Source organism: Algoriphagus antarcticus (genome assembly GCF_002150685.1).
Classification (GTDB): Bacteria; Bacteroidota; Bacteroidia; order Cytophagales; family Cyclobacteriaceae; genus Algoriphagus; species Algoriphagus antarcticus.
The window spans coordinates 117576-139213 of the sequence record NZ_MSSW01000003.1 but is presented as its reverse complement, the minus strand read 5'-3'; the positions used below and the strand labels follow the sequence as shown (position 1 = coordinate 139213).

The 21638-nt window shown below is 40.1% G+C and carries 22 protein-coding genes; 13 read left to right on the top strand and 9 right to left on the bottom strand.

What is annotated here, in order from left to right:
• Nucleotides 1–210: 210 nt before the first annotated feature.
• A complete protein-coding gene (locus BVH04_RS02760; RefSeq protein ID WP_086539800.1) occupies nucleotides 211–606 on the top strand; it encodes a hypothetical protein in 396 nt (131 codons plus the stop codon).
• Between the two features lie 62 nt (nucleotides 607–668).
• Here the strand turns inward: BVH04_RS02760 and arfB are convergent, their stop codons facing one another.
• On the bottom strand, nucleotides 669–1100 hold the full coding sequence (gene arfB, locus BVH04_RS02755; protein WP_086539799.1) for an alternative ribosome rescue aminoacyl-tRNA hydrolase ArfB: 432 nt from the start codon (nucleotides 1098–1100) through the stop codon (nucleotides 669–671).
• Nucleotides 1101–1246: 146 nt separating this feature from the next.
• On the opposite strand from arfB, the gene BVH04_RS02750 reads away from it, so the two are divergent.
• Complete coding sequence (locus tag BVH04_RS02750; RefSeq protein ID WP_086539798.1) at nucleotides 1247–2275, top strand: sugar phosphate isomerase/epimerase family protein; 1029 nt, start codon at nucleotides 1247–1249, stop codon at nucleotides 2273–2275.
• A 166-nt stretch (nucleotides 2276–2441) separates the two neighbouring features.
• Here the strand turns inward: BVH04_RS02750 and BVH04_RS02745 are convergent, their stop codons facing one another.
• Both BVH04_RS02745 and BVH04_RS02740 read right to left on the bottom strand, forming a co-directional pair.
• On the bottom strand, nucleotides 2442–2864 hold the full coding sequence (locus tag BVH04_RS02745) for an RrF2 family transcriptional regulator (protein ID WP_086539797.1): 423 nt from the start codon (nucleotides 2862–2864) through the stop codon (nucleotides 2442–2444).
• 54 nt (nucleotides 2865–2918) lie between these two features.
• Nucleotides 2919–3791, bottom strand: a complete 873-nt coding sequence (locus tag BVH04_RS02740) for a sulfite exporter TauE/SafE family protein (RefSeq protein ID WP_086539796.1) — start codon at nucleotides 3789–3791, stop codon at nucleotides 2919–2921.
• A 551-nt stretch (nucleotides 3792–4342) separates the two neighbouring features.
• On the opposite strand from BVH04_RS02740, the gene BVH04_RS02735 reads away from it, so the two are divergent.
• Nucleotides 4343–4957: a 2OG-Fe(II) oxygenase gene (locus BVH04_RS02735; protein WP_086539795.1), complete on the top strand. Its 615-nt coding sequence runs from the start codon at nucleotides 4343–4345 to the stop codon at nucleotides 4955–4957.
• A gap of 132 nt (nucleotides 4958–5089) precedes the next feature.
• Here BVH04_RS02735 and BVH04_RS02730 read toward each other — a convergent pair whose 3' ends face one another.
• The 5 genes from BVH04_RS02730 to BVH04_RS25025 form a co-directional block, all read right to left on the bottom strand.
• Nucleotides 5090–5578, bottom strand: a complete 489-nt coding sequence (locus tag BVH04_RS02730) for a Dps family protein (protein WP_086539794.1) — start codon at nucleotides 5576–5578, stop codon at nucleotides 5090–5092.
• A 269-nt stretch (nucleotides 5579–5847) separates the two neighbouring features.
• Nucleotides 5848–7254, bottom strand: a complete 1407-nt coding sequence (locus tag BVH04_RS02725; RefSeq protein WP_086539793.1) for a sigma-54-dependent transcriptional regulator — start codon at nucleotides 7252–7254, stop codon at nucleotides 5848–5850.
• Between the two features lie 4 nt (nucleotides 7255–7258).
• A complete protein-coding gene (locus tag BVH04_RS02720) occupies nucleotides 7259–7675 on the bottom strand; it encodes a response regulator (RefSeq protein ID WP_086539792.1) in 417 nt (138 codons plus the stop codon).
• 92 nt (nucleotides 7676–7767) lie between these two features.
• Nucleotides 7768–8235, bottom strand: a complete 468-nt coding sequence (locus BVH04_RS26450; protein ID WP_317045481.1) for a CsbD family protein — start codon at nucleotides 8233–8235, stop codon at nucleotides 7768–7770.
• Between the two features lie 71 nt (nucleotides 8236–8306).
• Nucleotides 8307–8459: a lmo0937 family membrane protein gene (locus tag BVH04_RS25025; RefSeq protein WP_116116414.1), complete on the bottom strand. Its 153-nt coding sequence runs from the start codon at nucleotides 8457–8459 to the stop codon at nucleotides 8307–8309.
• Nucleotides 8460–8649: 190 nt separating this feature from the next.
• Between BVH04_RS25025 and BVH04_RS02710 the strand changes: the two genes are divergently transcribed.
• The 9 genes from BVH04_RS02710 to BVH04_RS02670 all read left to right on the top strand — a co-directional run bounded on the left by BVH04_RS02710 (nucleotide 8650) and on the right by BVH04_RS02670 (nucleotide 18228).
• Nucleotides 8650–10089, top strand: a complete 1440-nt coding sequence (locus BVH04_RS02710; protein ID WP_086539791.1) for a sensor histidine kinase — start codon at nucleotides 8650–8652, stop codon at nucleotides 10087–10089.
• Between the two features lie 99 nt (nucleotides 10090–10188).
• Nucleotides 10189–10632 carry a response regulator gene (locus tag BVH04_RS02705; RefSeq protein WP_086539852.1) on the top strand — a complete coding sequence of 148 codons (444 nt, stop codon included), beginning with the start codon at nucleotides 10189–10191 and terminating at the stop codon, nucleotides 10630–10632.
• 9 nt (nucleotides 10633–10641) lie between these two features.
• Nucleotides 10642–12084 (top strand): hybrid sensor histidine kinase/response regulator, encoded by a 1443-nt coding sequence (locus BVH04_RS02700; RefSeq protein ID WP_240510812.1) that lies wholly within the window; start codon nucleotides 10642–10644, stop codon nucleotides 12082–12084.
• A 96-nt stretch (nucleotides 12085–12180) separates the two neighbouring features.
• Nucleotides 12181–13662 carry a hypothetical protein gene (locus tag BVH04_RS02695; protein WP_086539790.1) on the top strand — a complete coding sequence of 494 codons (1482 nt, stop codon included), beginning with the start codon at nucleotides 12181–12183 and terminating at the stop codon, nucleotides 13660–13662.
• The gene (locus BVH04_RS02690) at nucleotides 13659–14168 is read left to right on the top strand and encodes a YdeI/OmpD-associated family protein (RefSeq protein WP_086539789.1); all 510 of its coding nucleotides are present in this window, start codon (nucleotides 13659–13661) and stop codon (nucleotides 14166–14168) included. The genes BVH04_RS02695 and BVH04_RS02690 overlap by 4 nt, the downstream gene beginning before the upstream one ends.
• Nucleotides 14169–14228: 60 nt before the next feature.
• Nucleotides 14229–14948, top strand: coding sequence for a LamB/YcsF family protein (locus BVH04_RS02685; RefSeq protein ID WP_086539788.1), 720 nt, complete (start codon nucleotides 14229–14231; stop codon nucleotides 14946–14948).
• On the top strand, nucleotides 14945–15637 hold the full coding sequence (gene pxpB, locus BVH04_RS02680; protein WP_086539787.1) for a 5-oxoprolinase subunit PxpB: 693 nt from the start codon (nucleotides 14945–14947) through the stop codon (nucleotides 15635–15637). The genes BVH04_RS02685 and pxpB overlap by 4 nt, the downstream gene beginning before the upstream one ends.
• A complete protein-coding gene (locus BVH04_RS02675; protein WP_086539786.1) occupies nucleotides 15634–16497 on the top strand; it encodes a 5-oxoprolinase subunit C family protein in 864 nt (287 codons plus the stop codon). Before pxpB ends, BVH04_RS02675 begins: the two co-directional genes overlap by 4 nt.
• 219 nt (nucleotides 16498–16716) lie before the next feature.
• Nucleotides 16717–18228 (top strand): DUF4301 family protein, encoded by a 1512-nt coding sequence (locus BVH04_RS02670; RefSeq protein WP_086539785.1) that lies wholly within the window; start codon nucleotides 16717–16719, stop codon nucleotides 18226–18228.
• Between the two features lie 56 nt (nucleotides 18229–18284).
• Here BVH04_RS02670 and BVH04_RS02665 read toward each other — a convergent pair whose 3' ends face one another.
• Nucleotides 18285–19451 (bottom strand): THUMP domain-containing class I SAM-dependent RNA methyltransferase, encoded by a 1167-nt coding sequence (locus BVH04_RS02665; protein WP_086539784.1) that lies wholly within the window; start codon nucleotides 19449–19451, stop codon nucleotides 18285–18287.
• Nucleotides 19452–20032: 581 nt separating this feature from the next.
• On the opposite strand from BVH04_RS02665, the gene BVH04_RS02660 reads away from it, so the two are divergent.
• Entirely contained in the window at nucleotides 20033–21415 is a 1383-nt protein-coding gene (locus BVH04_RS02660; protein WP_086539783.1) for a 3-keto-disaccharide hydrolase, read from the top strand.
• Nucleotides 21416–21638 lie beyond the last annotated feature (223 nt).

Here is a 21638-nt window from a genome sequence, read left to right as displayed (position 1 = left end):
GTGATTATACGGAATCTTGTCAGTAGAAAATTTATAGGATCGAAGGTCCAAAGATACATTGAATTCAGGTTTACTCCGATCTTCGGTCATCGGTCTTCCAACCCGTTGACCAAAGAGAATTCGCTTACTGGCAAAAAAGCGTACATACAGATTTTTTAATAGATTAGTCTTCTCCAGAAATTAATCAAAAACCATTTCAAACTCTTCGACATGAAAAAGCTATTTGTACTGTTTCTGATTTTTGAGGTAATATCTCTAAGTTCTTATTGCCAGGGTTTTATACCGAGAAATTTAGCCCCAGAGTTAAAAAGTTTACAGTTAGACACCAGTCTGGATTTTTCTGCAAAAAACGATTCCATTGATTTTGGTGAATTTTACTTTTCACCTCCAAAAAATTACCAATTGGAATTGCCTGACACCATAGATAATTACGCTCGTCTCCTCAAAGAATTGAACGTTGATTTAACCCAAGATCAGATCTACATCGTCCAAAATCCAGAACCAGTTTATACTTTACGAATTGTGAAACCGATAGGTAACTATCCAATTAAGATTTACGAACCTGATTCTACGGAAAAATATACGCTGTTAATCAAAGAACACTAATCCAACTGACCTCAAGTATCCGGGCAACTGACAACTGTGCCTGATCTGTGATTACTTACCTCCTACTCCTTCCAGCTACGATTTACCTTTTTCTGCGCTTGATTTTTTTTGGCTTTGAGCCGTTTTTCGATTGCTCCTTTTTTGGGTTTGGTTGCTTTGCGGATTCTCTTCTTAAAAAAAGCTTTGCGAAGCACGTCATTGAACTTGCGGATTACCAACTCCTTATTCTGGATCTGGGAGCGCTTTTCCTGAGACTGAAGCTGCAATACGCCGTTCTGATCAGTTTTTGTTTGTAGCTTGTCCAATAGCATGGTCTTTTCCTCCTCACTCAACTGACGTGAATTCGGAATATCAAACTTCAACTGAACCTTGGTTTCCACTTTGTTAACGTTTTGTCCGCCAGCCCCTCCGCTTCTAGAGGTGATAAATTGGAGTTCACTGAGAAAGTCTCCTCTACCTATTCTTGCTTCTATATTTTTCTCTTGGTAATCCATTTTTTAATGTTGTTCATCAAACCCTAATCTTTAAACGAGTATATAACCAATCAGCCCGAAAATAAAATTATGGGTAAACTTTTCAACATAAAAGAGAAAGTAAATACTAATTTGACATCAAACTCAACACTCAAACCCAGAACAACATGAAAAACAGAAGAGAATTTCTCATAAAATCGGCACTTGGCGTAGGTGGACTTGCACTAGCTCCGTCTTGGCTGCAAGGTGCTCCCTCGATTATCAAGTCGCTCAATAAACCAAATTCACTGATCAATGGAGTACAAGTAGGCTGCATCACTTACTCATTCAGATCCATGCCCGATCAGAGCGCTGAAGCTACACTTAAATATGTACTGGACTCAGGACTTTCTGCCATCGAGCTCATGGGCGATCCTGCAGAGTCTTTCGCAGGAAAACCCTCCAATCCTGTCAATATGCGGAAAATGTATCCCCTCATGTCAAAACAACGAAAAGGTGAGGAACTTAATACTGAAGAAAAAGCAAAATTAGCTGATATGACTGCGCAGGCTGAATCCTATGAGAAAAAGGCAGCAGAATGGAGAAACAAGGTAGGCACGGCTCCTTTTGAGAAAATGCGCAAAATGTACAATGATGCTGGCGTAAGCATTTATGCGTTCAAGCCAAATGCATTTGGGATGAATGCATCTGACGAGGAAATTGCTTATGGAATGAAGGCGGCAAAAGCCTTAGGGGCTTCTCATGTCACATTAGAGCATCCATCAAACGATGCACATACACTTCGCCTAGGAAAGTTGGGGGAAAAGTATAAAATGTCCGTAGGCTACCATGGTCATGAGCAAGAGACCTTCACCTTCTGGGATACGGCACTGGAGCAAAGCAAAAGAAACGGACTAAACCTGGATGCAGGTCATTACATCGCTGCTGGAAATACTGATTTAATTCCTTTGATAGAGAAGCACCATGGCCGCATCCTCAGCATGCACACCAAAGATCGTCAAACACCAGCAAATGGAAAAGGAAATTTACCGTGGGGCACTGGGGACACTCCTATCCCAGAACTTTTGAATCTGATATCAAAAAACAAGTATAAGTTCCCAGCTACCATTGAGCTAGAGTATCAAGTGCCTGAAGGTTCGGATGCTGTAAAAGAGGTACAAAAATGTGTTGCGTTTTGCGAAAAAGCGCTAGCTTAATATTGAAATTTTGTTTTTCATAGAAAGCTTTTCAAGCTATTTTTTAAAGCGGCAGTCTCTACACTGCCGCTTTTTGTTTGACACTTATCGGACAGCACGAGAAAAAATAACCAAAACTGATCCCTTCAAATAATTTCTCTGTTAGGAAACGCTCAGATCAACTTAATTAAAAAATGCTTCCGTCTTTGGCAAGTGAAGTAATCGGTCGCTCCAGGATTGGCAACATTTCGTTTCGAAGCTCAGAAAAAAGTTTACGGATTCTACAGGTTTCTTCATCCGTGCATTCAGCACAGGATTCATAAAAACGCTCTGACACACAGGGAATCAACGCTATCGGGCCATCCACCACTCGCATGATTTGGGCTATCGTGATTTCACTTGGGTCCTTTGCCAGCTTGTAACCTCCCTCTGCGCCACGCACACTTTTTACCAATTGATGGGTTTTGAGATCACGAAGGATATTTTCCAGAAACTTGTAAGGGATATTTTCATGCACTGAGATCAACTTTGCAGAAAGAGGCTTGTCTTCCACGTGATCTTGGAGATAAAGAATGGTTTTGATGGCGTACTTAGCGCGTTTGGAAAGCATCTGAAGAGTTTGATTACCTGAAATTAATAAAATCCTCAAGAAGCGCAGATTTCTTTAGGCAAGAGTCAGATACATCGTTCGGATACTTAGGAAAATGATCAGAAGTCCTACCAATACCATGAGATATTTTGGCTTGATAAGTTTACAAATGTAAGCTGCAAAGGGAGCCGCTATCACTCCTCCCACTATGAGACCCAGAACGGGTGCCAAGCTTAATTCTTTCACAAAGAATAGGAAGGTACTGGCACTGGCCAAAGAGACAAAAAACTCCACAAAGTTACCCGTCCCAATAGCATATCGTGGTATTTTACCTTTGCTAAGAAGCGTACTGTTGACGATGGGTCCCCAACCCCCACCGCCTACTGCATCTGCAAATCCTCCGGTACTTGCCAGAATCGGCAGACTTCGGCTATTAGGATCAAACTTTTGCTTTTTCCTTTTGAAAACCTTGCTTAGTATCACCACCCCCATTATAAAAAGATAAATCGCAATCACTGGCTTCACCAGATTTCCATCAATATTGGAAAGTAAAAAAGCTCCAGCTATAGATCCCAAAACTCCCGGTATAAGTAGCTTTTTGGCCAGCTTCCAATCTACATTCCCCATCTTCCAGTGAGAAATTCCCGAGGCCAAACTTGTGAAAACCTGTGCGAAGTGTACCCAAGCAGATGCAGCAGCTGGAGGAATTCCTATTCCGAGTAAAATTGAATTGCAACTCACGCCATAAGCCATCCCCAAGGCGCCATCTATACTCTGCGCCACAAACCCTACTAATAAAAACCATAGAAAGTATTCTACATCCAAATCCCAACTGTCAATAGCCTGAGAAAATGTCTGCGTGACTACTAATCCAAAAATCATTAGAGAGAACCCAAAAAACATAGCCCAAAATGGCTCTGTCTTAAGTCTTAGTAGAATTCGTTGCATGAGTGGTTGGTGAGAATGAAAGTAGCGTTCAAAATTAATCTGCAAAATTTTTATATCCTACCATTATTATAGGATTTGTAGGTTTTGTAGAATTTGTCTTTTTTATAGTATAATTATTTTCCCACCAACTCAATTTTATCACTACACATTTTTACTGATTCTGTTGTCAAATTAGCTGAATGCAGAGAAGTTAGAAATCAATGGAAAACTTATTGACAAGGATTCCGAAGAAGCACTAGTCGGCAGTGCTGTAAAGATCACTGGTGCTTGGGACGGCATTTCCACTGATTCATAAGGGAACTACTGTACGATGAAGTCCAGTCAATCTATTCCACTTACCTTGGAGATCTTTGGTTTGGGATATATTCGCGGGAATTTTCCGCCACAGAAATAGCTCTGAGAAAAGCGAGAAACGATATGCCTCTCAAAAATCGATTGCCCAACGCAATAAATAACCAGCTAAGAAGGCAGAATTGACTTGAAAATATCGTTCTTTCGTCAGCTCATTTTGGAAATCAACGTGCTTGGCTATAATACTTAACTAGTGCAATATGGAAGAAGAGATTCTAGAGCAAAATCAATTTGAAGAGTTGATTCAGGGGCTTATCGTCAATAAATATGGCTGCTGCAATGATTTCCTACTACCCAGTACCGTGACCGGACTTAGAGACACGATTCAAAATTTGTCTGAATCGGGAGACCTTAAGCATGCTGGAATAGGCAATTCATCTGACATCAAACAGAACAAAGAAATCAGAGGAGACAAAATCAATTGGATTCAGGATAATACTGAAAATCCATTTGAAGTGATCTATTTAGAAAAGGTTAGGCGATTTATAGATCATTTGAATAAAACCTGCTTCACCTCCATCAAGAGTTTTGAAAGCCATTATGCTAATTATGAAAAATTGAGTTTTTATAAGCGACATCTAGATCAATTCAAAAATGAAAAAGGCAGGAAATTTTCAATAATTCTATATCTAAATCAGGATTGGATCGAGGAAGATGGAGGGATGTTGACTTTGTATCCCGAAGCAGGAGTTCAAAAAGAAATCTCCCCGATAGGTGGTCGAATGGTGTTCTTTCGCAGTGATGAAATGGAACATGAAGTCAAACCATCTTACACAAGGGAAAGAAAAAGTATAGCTGCTTGGTTTAAAAATTAGTTTTGGGTTTTGGACAACCCGGAGGTGGCAAAGAAGCTTTGAAAATACACAATCCAGTTTAAAGGGAATCCACTTAAAAATCAAAAAACCGCAGCTCACACTGCGGTTTTTAAAGTTTGGTTTACTTCGGTCTTACTTAGAGAACATGGTAAACATCCACATTCTTTTTTCAATATCACCTACGAATTTGGTAAGCAAATCCGCAGTGGCAATATCATCTGCTTCGTCGGCAGCTTTAGCCGCTTTTCGGTGTGATTGAGCCAAAATGCCCAGTCCGTCGATGACGTGCTTCACGCATTCCCCGCCATTGGACACATCTGTAATTTCCTTGTGGATGGTATTTTTCAAATAATCTGAATAGGCGTGCAAAGGCTTGAAACCGATAGTCACAATCCTCTCTGCCATTTCATCTATGTTCTCATAGAGCTGTGTGTATAGCTCTTCGAATTTGACGTGTAGATCAAAGAAGTTTTCGCCTTTCACATTCCAGTGAAATCCCCTGACGTTTTGGTAAAAGATGTGGTAATCAGAAAGCAAATCATTCATCTTATCGGATACATTCTTCATTGCTTTATTATCCAATTTCAAATGATTTTCGAGAGTTGCTTTTGAGGTAGTCATATATAGTTGTGTTAAGATTTAAAATTATACTTCTATATGTCCAAGAGGCATGCCACCATATCTACTTCAAAAGGAACCAATGGTATTAAATCTTTAAGGCTAATTCTATTTTGATTAAGCTCATGATTAAAGAATAAAATGAGGAAAGTGAATTTTTTTAAATTTTGAACCTTAAGAAGATGAAGAAAAAATTCCCCAATTCGTAGACAAATAGGCACAAAAAAAGCCCAGACCTAAGTCCGGGCTAGGTGTGCAACTTCTCCTACCGACTACAAATCGTATTGTTTCATCTTATTGAAAAGCGTCTTCCGGTCTATTCCCAATTGCTTTGCCGCTTGAGTTCTATTGTATTTGACTTCTTCAAGTACTTTTTTCAAAACTTCAGCTTCAGCTTCGGCCGCGGCATCCTTAAGATTAAATGGCAATTTATGAGCCTTATTTTCAGATTTATCTGTATCTGAATCGGAAAAGTTAAATTTCTGAGAATATACTATCTCTGGAGGAAGGGCTGAAACAGACATTTTTCCGCCATCTGTCAAAAGCGTAGCGCGACGAATCACATTCAGCATTTCACGCAAATTGCCTGGCCATCTATACTCCTTCAATACGTCCATCACCTGCTCATCAAAGCCGAAGACTTTCTTGTTTAATTCTGCATTGGAAAGATCCAAGAAATGGTAAGCAAATGCCTCGATATCAGCTTTTCTATTTCTTAATGGTGGCACCGTAATGCTGAATTCGTTAAATCTGAAGTATAGATCCTCTCTAAACTTCCCTTCTGAAACAGCCTTTCGTAAGTCTTCATTGGAGGCAACCAAAATTCGCACGTCGATGGATTTATCTCTGGTTCCGCCTATCCTTCTGAGCTTGCGCTCCTGAACCATCCTAAGTAAACCCACTTGAGTCTCGTAGGACAGATTAGTGATTTCATCCAAAAATATTGTTCCTCCATCAGCCAATTCAAATTGACCCGGCTTTTCCGCCATCGCACCTGTAAAGGACCCTTTTTCATGGCCCCAAAGCTCACTTCCTGCAAGTTCTTTGGTCATCGCGCCACAATCGACTGCAATGAATGGCTTTCCTGCCCGTTCACTTTGATCATGGATAGTACGCGCTATATTTTCCTTACCTGCACCACTTTCACCGTAGATTACTACGCTAAGACTGGTAGGGGCTACCAAGGCTACTTCTTTGTATAATTTCTTAGATTCAGCTCCCGTTCCTTTCAGGTATTTTGAGTCTGCTTTCTGACTTTTAGAGTCATTCTTCAGCTGATTGGCCTTGGTGAAGATTTGGGTATTGGATTTACCTGCTTTGGAAGCAGCAAGTGCACGCTCAATCAGGTTGATTATCTCATCCGGAATCAGTGGCTTGGTTACATAATCAAAGGCACCATTTTTAATCACTTCCACAGCGATTTTCACATCTGCATAGCCCGTAATAATAGCTACTTGAGTACCGGGAGAAATCTCTCTGACTTTCATCAGTACATCTCTACCTTCCATATCCCGCAATTTGAAATCACAGAAAATAAGATCAAAAAATGTCTTTTTGACCATATCCAGGCCATTCTTTCCTGAAATTGTAGTTTGGACATCGTAGCCTTTCTTCGTGAGAAATCGCTCCAAAAGCTGACAGATATCTATATTATCATCAATTACGAGAATCTTAGCCATGACTTTACTTTGAGTTGTTATTATTGAGAAATTGGCTCTGAACCACCTGATCCAGTCGCGCAATGTTAAATGGTTTACTAAGGAAGTCTAAGGCTCCATATTGGATTGCTTCCAATTTCACTTCATTATGATCAAATGCACTCATCATTATTACTTTGTGACGAGTTTTACCCGAATTTATATGCTTGAGTTCGTTCAAGCCATTTCCGTCAGGAAGATTTACATCCAAAAAAACCAATTCAGGCTTTGACTGGTCAAACAATTTTCTACCTTCTTTGAGTGTACCTGCAGCTAAAACAGAAAAGCCTTTTCGCGCCAAAAATCTAGACAAAAGACTCCTAATTTCCGGTTCGTCATCTATTACTAGGATTAATTTGTTCTTCATCACATAATTATCAACTCTCCTTACGCTAGTGTACATTCATTTGCTAATTGGGTATAATAAGTAAAGTGTGGTTACGTTAGTAAAAAGGTGCAGCCATAGGCTACACCTTTCGAAATTCTAAACCTATTTCACTTCACTTTTTCTATTTTATCTTTTGCAGTCTGCAAGGCTGATTTCGTAGCCTCCAGACCTTCGGATTTGGCTTCCAAAAGCTTGGACTTCAAATCTCCTATTATCGATTGAAAATCTCCAAGAAGGCTGTTTAACTTTTCTTTTTGTGGGCCAAAGTCATCCTTGTTTTTGTAAAGATATGCTCCTATTAAAGCGCCCGTTACCAGTCCGCTGAGCCAAAGAGTTTTATTTATTGCTGATTTGTTCATAGTGTTTTTGTTTTTAGTGAATTTAGATTTTTGAATTCCTTTGAGTTCGTCTACTATTTGTTCCTTCGTTTTACCGATTTTTTTCTGAAGGCGTCGCCAGAACTCATCCTCGTTGCCTTCTCCAAAAATTAAATCCTCATCAGAAAGATTGGCGTATTGTTGCTTTAACTTATACTTGAGAAGATTCCAATTTCCTTTTATGTCTTTAAAATTCATTGCTTCGTTGGTTAGAGTTTCAAATTCGTTTGGTTGATCCTAATTGATTTGCAAGCAGGATACTTAATTAACTAAATTCCTCTACCTGAAATCAATCTGAATAGAACAGCGATGATCGCCAATACAAGTAATACGTGGATCAATCCTCCTGCACTATAGGCAAATACTCCTACTAGCCAGCCGATCAGAAGAATTGCTGCGATGAAATACAATAAAGAACTCATAGTTTTGGTGTTTAGGTTGTGTGATATATTTACATCTCGTATTTCAACACGTGTGCCTCAATTCAGGATTATCACATAAAACGAGGTAAAATGAGTGTTTTGGTCATTTAAGACTACTTTTGCAAAGAATTAATAAGAATAAAATTTAACCTAAGGAGTAATTAATTCCCCAATTTAGGGAAAATATCAAATGAAAAACGAGCAAAACCCATCCATACGCCAAGTCAAAATTTATTCGATCGTAACTCTTATCCTGATTATTTTAGGCAGCGGACTATCTTATTGGACAGCAGGCCGAATAGAATTTTATTCCGATGCTGTGATGCACACTACAGAGGTTCTTCAGCGCACGGATCAGTTATATTCAAGTATTCTGGAAAGAGAGACCAATATCCGAGGATACGGACTCACAGGAAATGAAGAATTTTTGACAAACTATCATCAGTCCAATGTGGATGCCGAGCTGCTACTATCCCAACTACAGGCCTTGACAATGGATAACGCTCAACAGCAAAATAATATAGAAGAACTCAGAGGACTCATCAATACGAGAGTTAGGACTTTCGATGCCACCATAGAATATATGAAGGAGCATAGAAACTTAATTGGATTCATAGATCCTATCAAAATAAATAATGCACTGGGAGGCTATAGGATGATCAAACAATTGGTTCTTGAAATTAATGAGATAGAAAACAAACTTTTCAAAGAAAGGAATCAAAGCTTGTTCAACAATATAAATGCACTTCCCTTTATAGTCGGTCTCATTTCTATCTTCTCGATTACTATAGGTTTGGTAACCTTTTTCTCCATCTATCAATATAACAAAACACAACAGGTAGCGAGTAAGGAGATTACCCTATATCAAGAAAAACTTAGAGATCAGATCAAACTATTGGATGACTCAAATAAAGAGCTTGAGTCATTTGCCTATGTGGCCTCACATGATTTACAAGAACCATTACGGAAGATCACTGCCTTTTCAGATTTATTGAATGAACAATATAAAGACAAATTGGAAGGTGATGGTGATCTATATCTGAGCAGGATCACGGCTGCAGCAGTGCGAATGAGACTATTGATCACTGACCTGTTGGATTACAGCAGAGCAGGTAGAATAGATGATGAAAAAATAAAATCCGTGAAATTGTATAAAGTCATTTCCGAGATGCTTGAAGACTTCGAAATAGCTATCAAAGACAAGTCAGCCAATATCACTTTGGGAAAGCTACCTAAAGTAAGGGGTTCTGGTACTGAATATCGACAGGTATTTCAAAATCTGATTTCTAATTCCCTCAAATTCTCAAAGCCGGGCGTAAACCCGGAAATCTCAATCACTTCTGAGAAAGCAAGTCAAGAACTCATTGGTAAGCATTCTTCACTCAATATAAATGGAAATTACCACTGGATAAAAGTAAGCGATAACGGTATTGGATTTGAAAAACAACATGCAGATCGAATTTTCTCTATCTTCCAGAGGTTACATGGTAAGAAAGAATACGAAGGCACAGGAATAGGTCTTTCTATCTCTCGAAAAATCATAGAAAAGAACGGAGGAGTTATATTCGCAGAAAGCAGTCTAGGAAAAGGATCAACTTTCAACATCATTTTGCCATTTACAAATACTTGACATCTGTTAAATTCACAAATTGAGGCTGTACCTACTTAACAAAATCATGCTTATCTTTTCATCGAAATCGAACCCTTGTTCGTCATACAATATATGCTCATGTCCTTCGAGAAACCCATACACATCCTAGTCGCAGAGGATGACGAAGATGATAAATTATTAATCCTAAAAGCCTTTGAAAGGACATTGCCTAAGGAGAAAGTCACCTGTGTAGAAGATGGCGAGGCTCTTCTAAAATATCTAAAGCGAACCGCACCTTATGATGATGTGGAAAAGTATCCCAAACCGGATATCATTCTATTAGACCTTAATATGCCTCGAAAAGATGGACGTGAAGCACTGGCAGAAATAAAAAGCAACGAGGACCTGAGATCCATTCCTGTAATAATTTTTACAACTTCCAACAGTGTTGACGATATTCAGGCTACATACAAAATGGGTTCAAGTAGTTTCATTACCAAGCCGGGATCTTTTGAAGAATTGGTAAAAGTCACGGAAGAAATCGAGAACTATTGGTCAAAAACAGTAAAGTTGCCAGGATAAAGAAAAACTATGATTACTAAAGAAACAATTAGAATACTTTATGTAGATGATGATCCGGATGATTTCTTTCTGGTCTCTAGCTTGCTCAAAAGAATTACTAATACTTCCTATGAACTAGAATCTGCAACTAGTCTTGAAGAATCCATTCAAAAATTGGATGATAACTTCGACCTTTTCCTAGTTGATTACAAACTGGGTAAAGACACTGGTCTAGAACTGATTCGCGAAATAAAATCGATAAGAAAACATGCACCTGTAATCATGCTCACAGGCATGGGCACAGGAGACATTGATCGGGAAGCGTTTACTCTTGGTGCCTCTGACTACTTAGTCAAAGGCGAATTCGATGCGCAAACACTGGACAGAACACTGCGATATGCCATTCGGGATGCACAGTTGATGGAATCTCTGGCAAGCGCTGCAGTCAAGTTTAGATCTATTTTCGAGTTAGCCAGTGATCCATTCCTTTTGATGGATGATGAGGGAAAAATACTAGAAGTGAACCCTGCATTTTTAAAGAAATTTGGAAATAAGGCCTACAATTCTGACACTGAAAATAGTTTCTTCAAAGACCTCCTGCCAGAAAAATTCTCCCGGCAAGAATTAGAGGATTTGTTTTTCAATGGTGAAGAGCTTTATGATATGGAAGCACTGATGACAGTCGATCACGGACACACCATCAACAGTCTAATCAGTATAGTAAAGCAAGATGGGAGAACTTACCAGGTTTTGATCAAGGATCTAAGCGCGATCAAAGCCAAAGAAGAGGAAGAACTCAACCTTAAAAAATTCTCCTCTACCGGCAGAATAGCAAGGCTTTTAGCACATGAAGTAAAAAATCCCCTTACTACTATTTTGCTCTCAGCAGATCAATTGAACCTAGAGCTTCCCGAGCATGTGCGAGCAGAAAGCGGTGACTTGATTGATGTGATCCGAAGGAATTGCGACCGAATCAACCACCTCGTAACTCAGCTGCTGGAAAGTACGAGATTCACAGAATTGGATTCCAAAAGTCACTCGATAAATATGCTCTTGGACGAATCTTTAGAACATGTAAAGGATAGACTAGAATTCAAAAAAATCACAATCTTAAAACAGTATCAAACCGATATTTGTGATATTCAGGTAGATGGTGAAAAGGTAAAAATAGCCCTGATTAACCTATTAGTGAACGCTATAGAAGCAATGCCTGAAAAGACCGGAAAGCTTATTTTGAGAACGACGATAAAGAACGGTCAGTGTAGAATCGAAATAAAAGACAACGGCGAAGGAATCCCTAAAGAAAATGTAGAGCGATTGTTTGAACCGTTCTTCACCAGTAAACCTACTGGATCTGGACTTGGACTTACCAATACTCAAAACATCATACTTAGTCACGGTGGCTCTATTCGAGTAAAGAGCGACGTAGGAAGAGGCACCTCATTCCTAATTACCTTCTCTCTTCCGAGTTAAAAAACTAGGTTAATTATTTTCTGATCCCTTCAACCGCTAAAATTGAAGGGATTTTTTACTTTAAGGAAAATATACCAATCCTAAACCCGATCAACCATGAATTGCCTAAAGACCTTATTGTTTGCCTTCCTTGCTTTTTGCACATGTTCGATCAGCTATTCACAGAATCAACCTATAAAGTTACTTTTCGAAAACCCTCATTACTTCGAATACAATAGCAAGCCAACTGCACTGATCACTTCAGCGGAACATTATGGTGCAGTTTTAAATGCGGATTTTAACTTTGAAAAATACCTCAATACACTTCACGAAGAAGGAATGAACTACACCAGGATTTTTATGGCAAGTTATTTCGAAATCCCTTCGAAAAGCTTTTCTATAAAGCATAATACCTTGGCACCTGAAGCGAATAAAGTGATAGTCCCTTGGCTCACCAAAACAGAAAATGGCGAAGTGAAATATGACTGGAACACATATAATCCAGTTTATTTCGAACGTCTCAATGATTTCATGAGCTTAGCCCAAGAACTGGACATCATCGTAGAAGTCACTCTTTTCTCTTCCATTTACAATGATGATCACTGGGAAATGAACCCTCAAAATCCATGCAATCGAGTGGATGGATCTGGCACATTAGACAGAAAATTAGTCCATACTACTGAAAACGGAGAGCTATTCACACTCCAAAAATCCTATGTCACCAAGCTGGTCAATGCGCTAAATGCCTTTGATAATTTCTTTTTCGAGATTCAAAATGAACCTTGGTCGGATAGAGGAACTACAGTGTTAAACATTGCAAATACCTACACGCTCGATGGTCCAAACTGGCAAGTAAAAGTGGACGTGGCAGATGAGAAATCGCTGGAATGGCAAGAGGCCATCGCCGAAACCATAGCAACTACAGAGGCTAAACTTCCGAAAAAACATCTCATCGCACAGAACTATTCCAACTTCAAAGCTCCTATTGCTTCTGTCTCCAAACATATTTCTATTCTGAATTTCCATTATAACTGGCCAGAATCAGCTACATGGAATTACCATTGGGATAAAGTCATTGGTTTTGATGAGTCTGGATTTGCAGGATCAGCGGATATGGTTTATCGCAGACAAGCTTGGGTGTTTATGCTTTCGGGAGGCGGACTTTTCAACAGCTTGGATTATTCCTTTTTCCCAGGAAAAGAAGATGGAACTGGCCAAAATGAAGCTCCTGGAGGAGGCAGTATTGCGCTGAGACAAGAGCTGAAGATCCTTTCTGAGACACTCCATACTATTGATTTGAGAAAAGCGCATCCAGCTGAATCGGATATAATCGGAGCACCTGGAATGATTGCATATGCCTTAAGTGATGGAAATGAGGGTTGGCTGGCATATTTGATTGAGGCGGGCGCGGCAACAACACAATTGATTGTGAAGACTTCAAGAGAATCGACTTACAATGTAGCAAGCATCAATACGCTTACCGGGGAGACAAATAATTTAGGAACCTTCAGTGCCAGCAATCAACGATTATCCATTCCTGTTTCTTTGATCAATGGGGAAATTGCTTTGAAAATCAAAGCCTTGAAACCAACAGAATGATAGAGTTCCAAGGGAAACTGGCTGCATTCGAGTTTAATCACTGGCAATATCACATTCCGATTTCCGACGAAGTCTCAAGCCAAATGATGGAAGAAAATCATCGCCGGGTTTTGGTTTGGATAAAAGACGAAGGACCATTTCACATGGCCCTGATGAAAGCTAAAGAATATTGGTATGTCTTGGTCAATCAAGAAATTCGTGGTCGGTTTCACCTAAATCAAGAAACCACTTTTCCAGTCAAAATAGAAAGGGATCATAGTGAATATGGACATGAAATGCCCGAGGAGCTCCAAGTGCTGATGGATCAGGACGAAGAAGGCGCGGACTATTTCAAAAGTCTCACTCCCGGCAAGCAGCGAATGATGGTCTATACCGTCACCAAAGTCAAAAATCCGGAAAGTAGGATAAAGAAAGCGCTAGCTATTATTCATCATCTCAAGCTGGCGAAAGGCAAGCTTGACTACAAACAACTAAATGAACTGATCAAATATTATAATAAGTTATAGGAAACATTCGATGCCTTAGATCACATTTTGTATTTTGGACTTACTCAATTACCCCTTGAAATGAAGAAACTGCCAGAAATAAACTGCGATTTAGGTGAAGGCATACCAAATGAAAAAGAACTCTTCCCGCTCATCGATACAGCAAGTATCGCCTGCGGCGGGCATTTTGGAGATGAGAATACAATAAGTGAAAGTATAGCGCTGGCTTTAGAATACGAAAAAAAAATAGGTGCCCATCCCTCCTATCCTGATCAGAAAAACTTCGGTAGAAAAACAATGAAGATATCAGACAAGGATCTACAAAAGTCAATTTTGATTCAACTACTGAAGTTTGATCAACTGGCAGAAAAAGCAGGCCTGCCTATGGATCACATCAAATTCCACGGAGCGCTCTACAATGATGCTTCTGCCAACCCTGAACTAGCAGACAGACTCACCGACTTTATTGCAAATCATTTTCATAATACGCCATTATTTACCTCACCACATTCCCAACTTGAGAAATATGCGATGCAGAAAGGCTTACGGAATAGAACTGAAGTCTTTGGAGATCGGCGATATCTGGACAATTACCAGCTGCTGCCCAGATCAGTGTTTGGATCTCACATGATCACAGAAGCAGAGATTTCTCCCCAACTCAAAACTTTACTGGGTAGGGGCTATGTGTTATCAGATCTGGGTAAAAAACTCAAATTGAAACCCGATACGATTTGTTTCCATGGGGACAATCCAGGGATCAGTGATTTCTTGCCAATAATCCGCGAAAAATTCTGGACATGAAGCCCATAGTAAAACAAATCACTCCCCTGCTCTATGAATTTGAATGGAACTCAGCCGTTACAGATGCACTACTTCAGCAGCAATTAAGTTTTAAATCTAATCTTCAGAATGACTTCTCTTCAGAGATTTCAGAGCTTCGCATGGGTTTTAAATCTCTCGCCGTTGTCCTTTCAAAGCCGGTAGAATCAGCACTGCTCAGCGATTGGCTTCAGTCTACAAATCCCGAAGAATCGTCCAAGCTTTCAGAAAAAATCTGGCAGATTCCTGTTTGCTACTCCCAGGAAACTGGGCGAGATCTTGAATCTTTAGCTAAGGATAAAAACATACCCCAAGAAAAGCTAATCTCAATACATTCGCAGTCTCTGTATCGACTTCATTTCTATGGTTTCTTGCCTGGATTTATGTATTTGAACGGACTGGTGAAGGAGTTGCACACGGCAAGAAAAAGCGTTCCGGATAGAGTGGTTCCAGCTGGCTCAGTTGCGATCGGTGCAGCACAAACCGGAATTTATCCATCTTCCAGTCCCGGAGGGTGGCATTTGATAGGGCAAACTCCGATTCCACTTTTTGATCCCAAACTAGCCCATCCCGTCTTTGCTACAGCCGGTGAGCGTATAGAATTTATCCCGATTACTAAGCTGGAATTTGGTCAACTGAGAAGACATCCACAACAAGCAACATTCAGATGATTCGGGATATTGGCTATTTGAAAGTATTGAAAACTGGCCCAGGAACTTCCGTGCAGGATGGAGGAAGAATTGGCTTTGCTCAATACGGTGTTCCACTTTCGGGAGGGTTAGATAGGCGCTCGCTTTCATGGGTAAATCATCTGCTGAAAAACAAGGATACGGATGCAGTTCTGGAGATTTGCCAGCCTGGATTGAAAATTCAATTCGATGCTCCTACACTGATTTGCCTTGCAGGAGCGAAAGCTGCGATTAAACTAAATGAAGAAGCAATTTCCAGCTATGGTATAGTAGAAATCCGACAAAATGATCAATTGGACATCGGTGAATTTCATCAAGGTTCCGTGCTCTATTTGGGGATCAAAAATGGCTTTCAATCCGAAAAAGTCATGAGTTCCAGAAGTTGGTTTGCAGGAATCACCACCTGTGATTTTGCAAAAAAAGGAGATAAGATTCCTTATTTCACAAATCAGGAAATCCCTGCCTCCACCGCTTCAAAAGCCAAATGGAATTTTGATTGGTCTTTGGAACAAATCATAGAGGTGTATCCTGGCCCGGACTGGGAATTAGTGGAGATTGAAAACCAAAAACTTATTGTATCCGGCGAGTTTACCATCTCTGATCTCAAAAACAGGATGGCCATTCAACTGGCGGAATTACTTCCCAATTCAATAGCTGAAATGTCCACTGCCCCAGTTTTTCCAGGCACAGTGCAGTTGACATCCGGCGGGAAACTGCTAGTCTTGATGAAAGATGCACAAGTCACAGGCGGCTATCCTCGAATCCTTCAGGTATCTGAGGAAGGTATTTCTATTTTGGCACAAAAGAGACCGCAACAAAAAATCAGATTTCGATTGATTTGAACCTAATTTCATGCAAATATAAAAAGCTAATAATATTAAAGTAGGCGTAAAGAAATAGATTCAAGCTGGCTTAGACATTCCTCCAACTGACATGACACTTTCTTCGGCGACCTTCGCCTTCTCCGTGGTCAAATAACTTTCTCAAAAAAATCACACTTGCGTCTTGAGGAAAGGCAGAAAGCCTATTATATTACACTTTTACAATGAACCCGATACCTTATGGATACTCGCTTAAAAGACCAAATTTTGGAGCAGGGAATGCACCCTGAAACCGTAGCACAACAAATTCAACATTTTGAAAACGGCTTTCCTTTTCTAAACATTACCGCTCCTGCCACTCCTGGAGATGGAATCCGAGTTTTGAGCGAAAAGGAGTTGAGGGATTTCTTGATGACTTATCCAGAAAAGGCTTCTCAGATAGAAGTATTAAAATTTGTGCCTGCCAGTGGTGCAGCTTCACGGATGTTCAAGGATCTTTTTGCTTTTCTGGAGGGTGATGGTGACATCAGCAAATCAGCCTTTGTTCAGAAGTTCATGGACAACATTGAGAAATTCGCATTCTACGAGGATCTTGATGAGGTGTTGGAAAGTCAAGAAAGCAGTATATATCAAGCGCTCGACACCAAAGATTACAAGAGTATTTTGGCTGCATTGCTTTTAGATGAGGGACTTGGCTACGGCAACTTGCCTAAGGGTTTGCTGAAATTTCACCGCTATAAAAACGGCAGAAGAACTCCTGCATATGAGCACTTGATTGAAGGCGTTCAATATGCGATAGGCACAGGCTCTTTGGTCAAAATCCATTTCACTGTTTCTCCTGAGCATACCGACAAATTCAAAAAGGAGATTGAAAAGATACTTCCTGAGATAGAGAAAGAATTTGAAGTCACCTTTGATATCAGCTATTCCCAGCAGAAAATATCTACGGATACCATCGCGGTAAATACTGATAATACACCATTTACCGAAGAAGACGGAAGCATACTTTTCCGTCCAGCCGGACATGGAGCACTACTGGAAAATCTCAACGAAGTGTCTGCAGATCTGATTTTTATCAAAAACGTAGATAATGTTGTACCTGATCGACTAAAAGAAGAAACCAAAAACTATAAAATGGCGATTGGCGGATTGCTTTTGGAAATTCAGGAAAAAGTATTTCATGCACTAAGAAATTTGGAGAAAGAGGAGAATGAAGAATCAGTCACTAACGCAGAGAAAGTTTTGACAAATGCTTTGGGAACAAAACTTCCAGAGAATTTCTCCACTCTTTCTGTTGAAGCAAAATCAGCTTTCCTAAAAATCAAACTTAACCGCCCTATGCGTGTCTGCGGAATGGTCAAAAACACAGGAGAACCTGGCGGAGGGCCTTTTTGGGTTAAAGAAGATGACGGATCACAGTCTCTTCAAATCTTAGAAACTGCCCAGATTGATTTGAACAATCCTGCATCCAAAGAACATTTCAATGCAGCAACCCATTTCAACCCAGTTGACTTGGTTTGCGCTACCAGAAACTATAAAGGAGAATCATTTGACCTGCTCAAGTACAGGGATATGATGACAGGGTTTATCACAGAGAAATCAAAAAGTGGTAAAAACCTCAAAGCATTGGAATTACCCGGACTTTGGAATGGGGCTATGTCTGGCTGGAATACCATATTCGTGGAAGTTCCGCTGATCACCTTCAATCCTGTAAAAACAGTGAATGACCTATTGAGAGACGAACACCAGTAAAAATTTAAATGTATAAAGTTTAAAGTGAGAAGTATGACAGGTAAAGACTTCTCACTTTACATTTCTTCCTTTTTCCCTTCGTACAGGTCGTATTTCAGCAAGCGACAATCAATTGTACCGTTCCAGAATTCCATTCTACGACTGGCTTTAAGCCCGATTTTTTTTGCCAATTCCAGATTTCCTGTGAAGATATAGCCTCTGTATCCTGCGCATTTCTGCTTCAGGAAATCGCCCATTCTTTTATAGGTAATTTCCAGTTCATCATTCTCCCCTAGCCTTTCACCGTATTCCGGATTGAACATGATCACACCACGGGGCTTCTCAGGTATTTCTGTTTCGGCAAAATCACAAACTTGGAATTCGATCATGTGATCTACTCCTGCCGTTATCGCATTTTCCTGAGCGAAAGAAATTGCCTGAAGTGAAATATCCGAAGCGATGATCTTTAGATCTGGAAGCTCCATGATTTTACTTTCCAGCTTACTTTTCTTTGCCAAAAAAGCCTGCTCATCATAACCCAAAATATGCTGGAATGAATAATGATCTCTGTAAAGTCCCGGGTATCGCTTTGTTGCCATCAGCGCCGCTTCGATAGCCAAAGTACCCGAACCGCACATAGGATTGATAAAAGGAACCCGCGTGTTCCACTCGGTAGCATAGATCGTCGTTGCCGCCAAAGCCTCCATCATAGGAGCTTTTCCAGGAATCTTGCGATAGCCATGCTTGGCAAGCGTATCTCCTGAGGTATTGATATAAACTATGCATTGGGTTTCTTTCCAATACACCTGAAAAACCAAGCCATTGAAATCAGACCCAGAATCTGGCCTTCTCCCTTTCAGATCTCGGAAGCGATCTACAATAGCATCTTTGACTTTCACATTTACAATCAATGGAGTCGTGATGCTCTCGTTTTCTGCAACAGAATTTACAGAGAAATAACCATCTACATCGAGGTAGTCTTCCCATGGAATAGCTTTGAATCTTCGGTAGATGTCGTCTGCATTCCTCAGGTAAAAAGACTTGATTTCGTAGAGAACTTGGGAAGCAGTACGGAGATAAAGATTAAGATCCATGCACTCTTCCATCGTGGCTCTCAACTCTATTCCTGTCCTAGTGACAGATTCGGGTACAAAACCAAGTTCACGAATTTCCTTTTCCAGGTAAGAAACCGAGCGATCCTTACAGGTAACAAAAACTTTTCCTTTGAGATTAAAATCAAGCATGCGCAAAAGTAATAAATGCCCATGACAAGTACTTCTCAAATACGGGGATGATAATTAAGGGCATCCCGTATGACCATTAAAAAACAAATTATAACCAGATGAAATCAAGCACGACTAAAAAGTCATACGGAGAAATGATTACTCCTAGCGAGATTCCATCTGACCACTAAAAAATAATCTGTATGTACGCTTTTCTGCCAGTAGGCGAATTCTGTTTGGTCAACGGGTTGGAAGCCCGATGACCGAAGACCGGAGTAAACCTGAATTCAAAGTGTTTTTGGACCTTCGATCCTATAAATTTTCTACTGTCAAGATTCTGAATAACGGATCATAAATAGACTGAATTTTAGGCGATTTGATATCCGTTAGCTTACGAAGTTAACTTTTTGAAAGTAGGGGGAATTCCGTATAATTATAAACAGATGAAAGATCAATGGATTCTTCTCCGCTCTTCCTTCAGGCCTTGTGATTCATCAATTATTCAGGGGAAAACTCGCAAACGTTTGCGTAACTTAAAAAAAATCCCTTTGGTGCAATGCCACTAAATCTTGAATTTTATATTGAACAATAATACCTTATTTATGAAATACACCCGAAACTTACTCGCGGTCTTATTCACTTCTCTTACACTTGCCAGCTGTGCCGGTGAACAAAAAACAGAAGATGGCTGGACCGATTTATTCAATGGAAAAGACCTTACTGGCTGGAAACCTGTCGCGGGAACGGCCACATTTGAAGTAGTAGATGGAACTATTGAAGGATCCGCAGTAGCGGGATCTCCAAATACTTTTTTAATAACTGAAGAAACTTATGGAGATTTCATTCTGGAGCTGGATCTCAAGATCGAACACTCTTCCAGTAATTCCGGTGTAATGGCACGAGGTCAATTTGACCCAGCTGCCAGAGATGGAAAAGGCTTAGTATTTGGCTATCAGATCGAAGCTGATCCATCTGAAAGAGCTTGGTCTGGTGGAGTGTATGATGAAGCAAGAAGAGGCTGGCTATATCCACTTGATCTTAATCCGGAAGCCAAGTCTGCTTTCAAGATGGGTGAATTCAACCACTATAGAATAGAAGCAATTGGCAATGAAATCAAAACCTGGGTGAACGGTCAGGAAGTAGCCTATGTAGTCGATGACATGGATAAAACAGGCTTTATCGGCTTGCAAGTACATAGTATTAAGAAGCCAGAAGATGCGGGAAGAAAGACTACCTTCAAGAATGTAAAGATTCAGACTGAAAACCTTGAGCCAAAAGCATTTGATAAGGATATTTTCGTTGTCAATAATAGCCTTAACTCACTGACAGAATACGAGAAAAACAATGGATGGAAATTGCTTTTCAACGGTCAAAACTCAGATGGCTGGAAAGGTGCATACAAGGAGACATTCCCAGAATCAGGTTGGTCTGTCAATGAAGGTCTTTTGACTATTGCAGCAACGGACGGTAGCGAATCTACCAATGCCGGAGATATCGTAACCAAAGAGCAATTTTCAGCCTTCGACTTGACATTTGAATTCAGACTTACCGAAGGAGCCAATAGTGGTTTGAAGTATTTTGTAACTTTATCGGAAGGAAATAAAGGTTCAGCAATTGGGCTGGAATATCAAGTGTTGGATGATGACAATCACCCGGATGCGAAAATGGGAATAGAAGGAAACCGCACGATGGCATCTCTTTATGATCTGATCAAAGCTGATAAGCAGGCTAGGTTCATCAAGCCTGTAGGAGAATGGAACAAAGGCCGTGTGGTAGTGACTCCAGACAATAAGGTTGCTCATTACCTTAATGGGGTCAAAGTATTAGAATATGTGCGTGGATCACAAGAATTCCGTGACTTGGTAGCCAAAAGTAAGTATGCTAAGTGGGAAAACTTTGGTGAAGCTACAGAAGGTCACATCCTCCTTCAGGATCATGGCAACGAGGTGAGTTTCAAAAATATCAAAATCAAGACCTTAAAATAAATACCCAAAATCAACCATGAAATCGAGCTTGACTAAAGCGATAGGCAGAGGGATGATTATCCGTAAGGAGAGATTCTCCCGAATCAAGTTCGGGACAGGGTATATAACCATAAAAAAGCAATTAATAAACACTTGAAATCGAGCTTGACTTAAGTGACAGGCAGAGGGATAACTATCAACCATGCGAGATTTTCATGTGACCTATGTAAACCAAATTATAAAC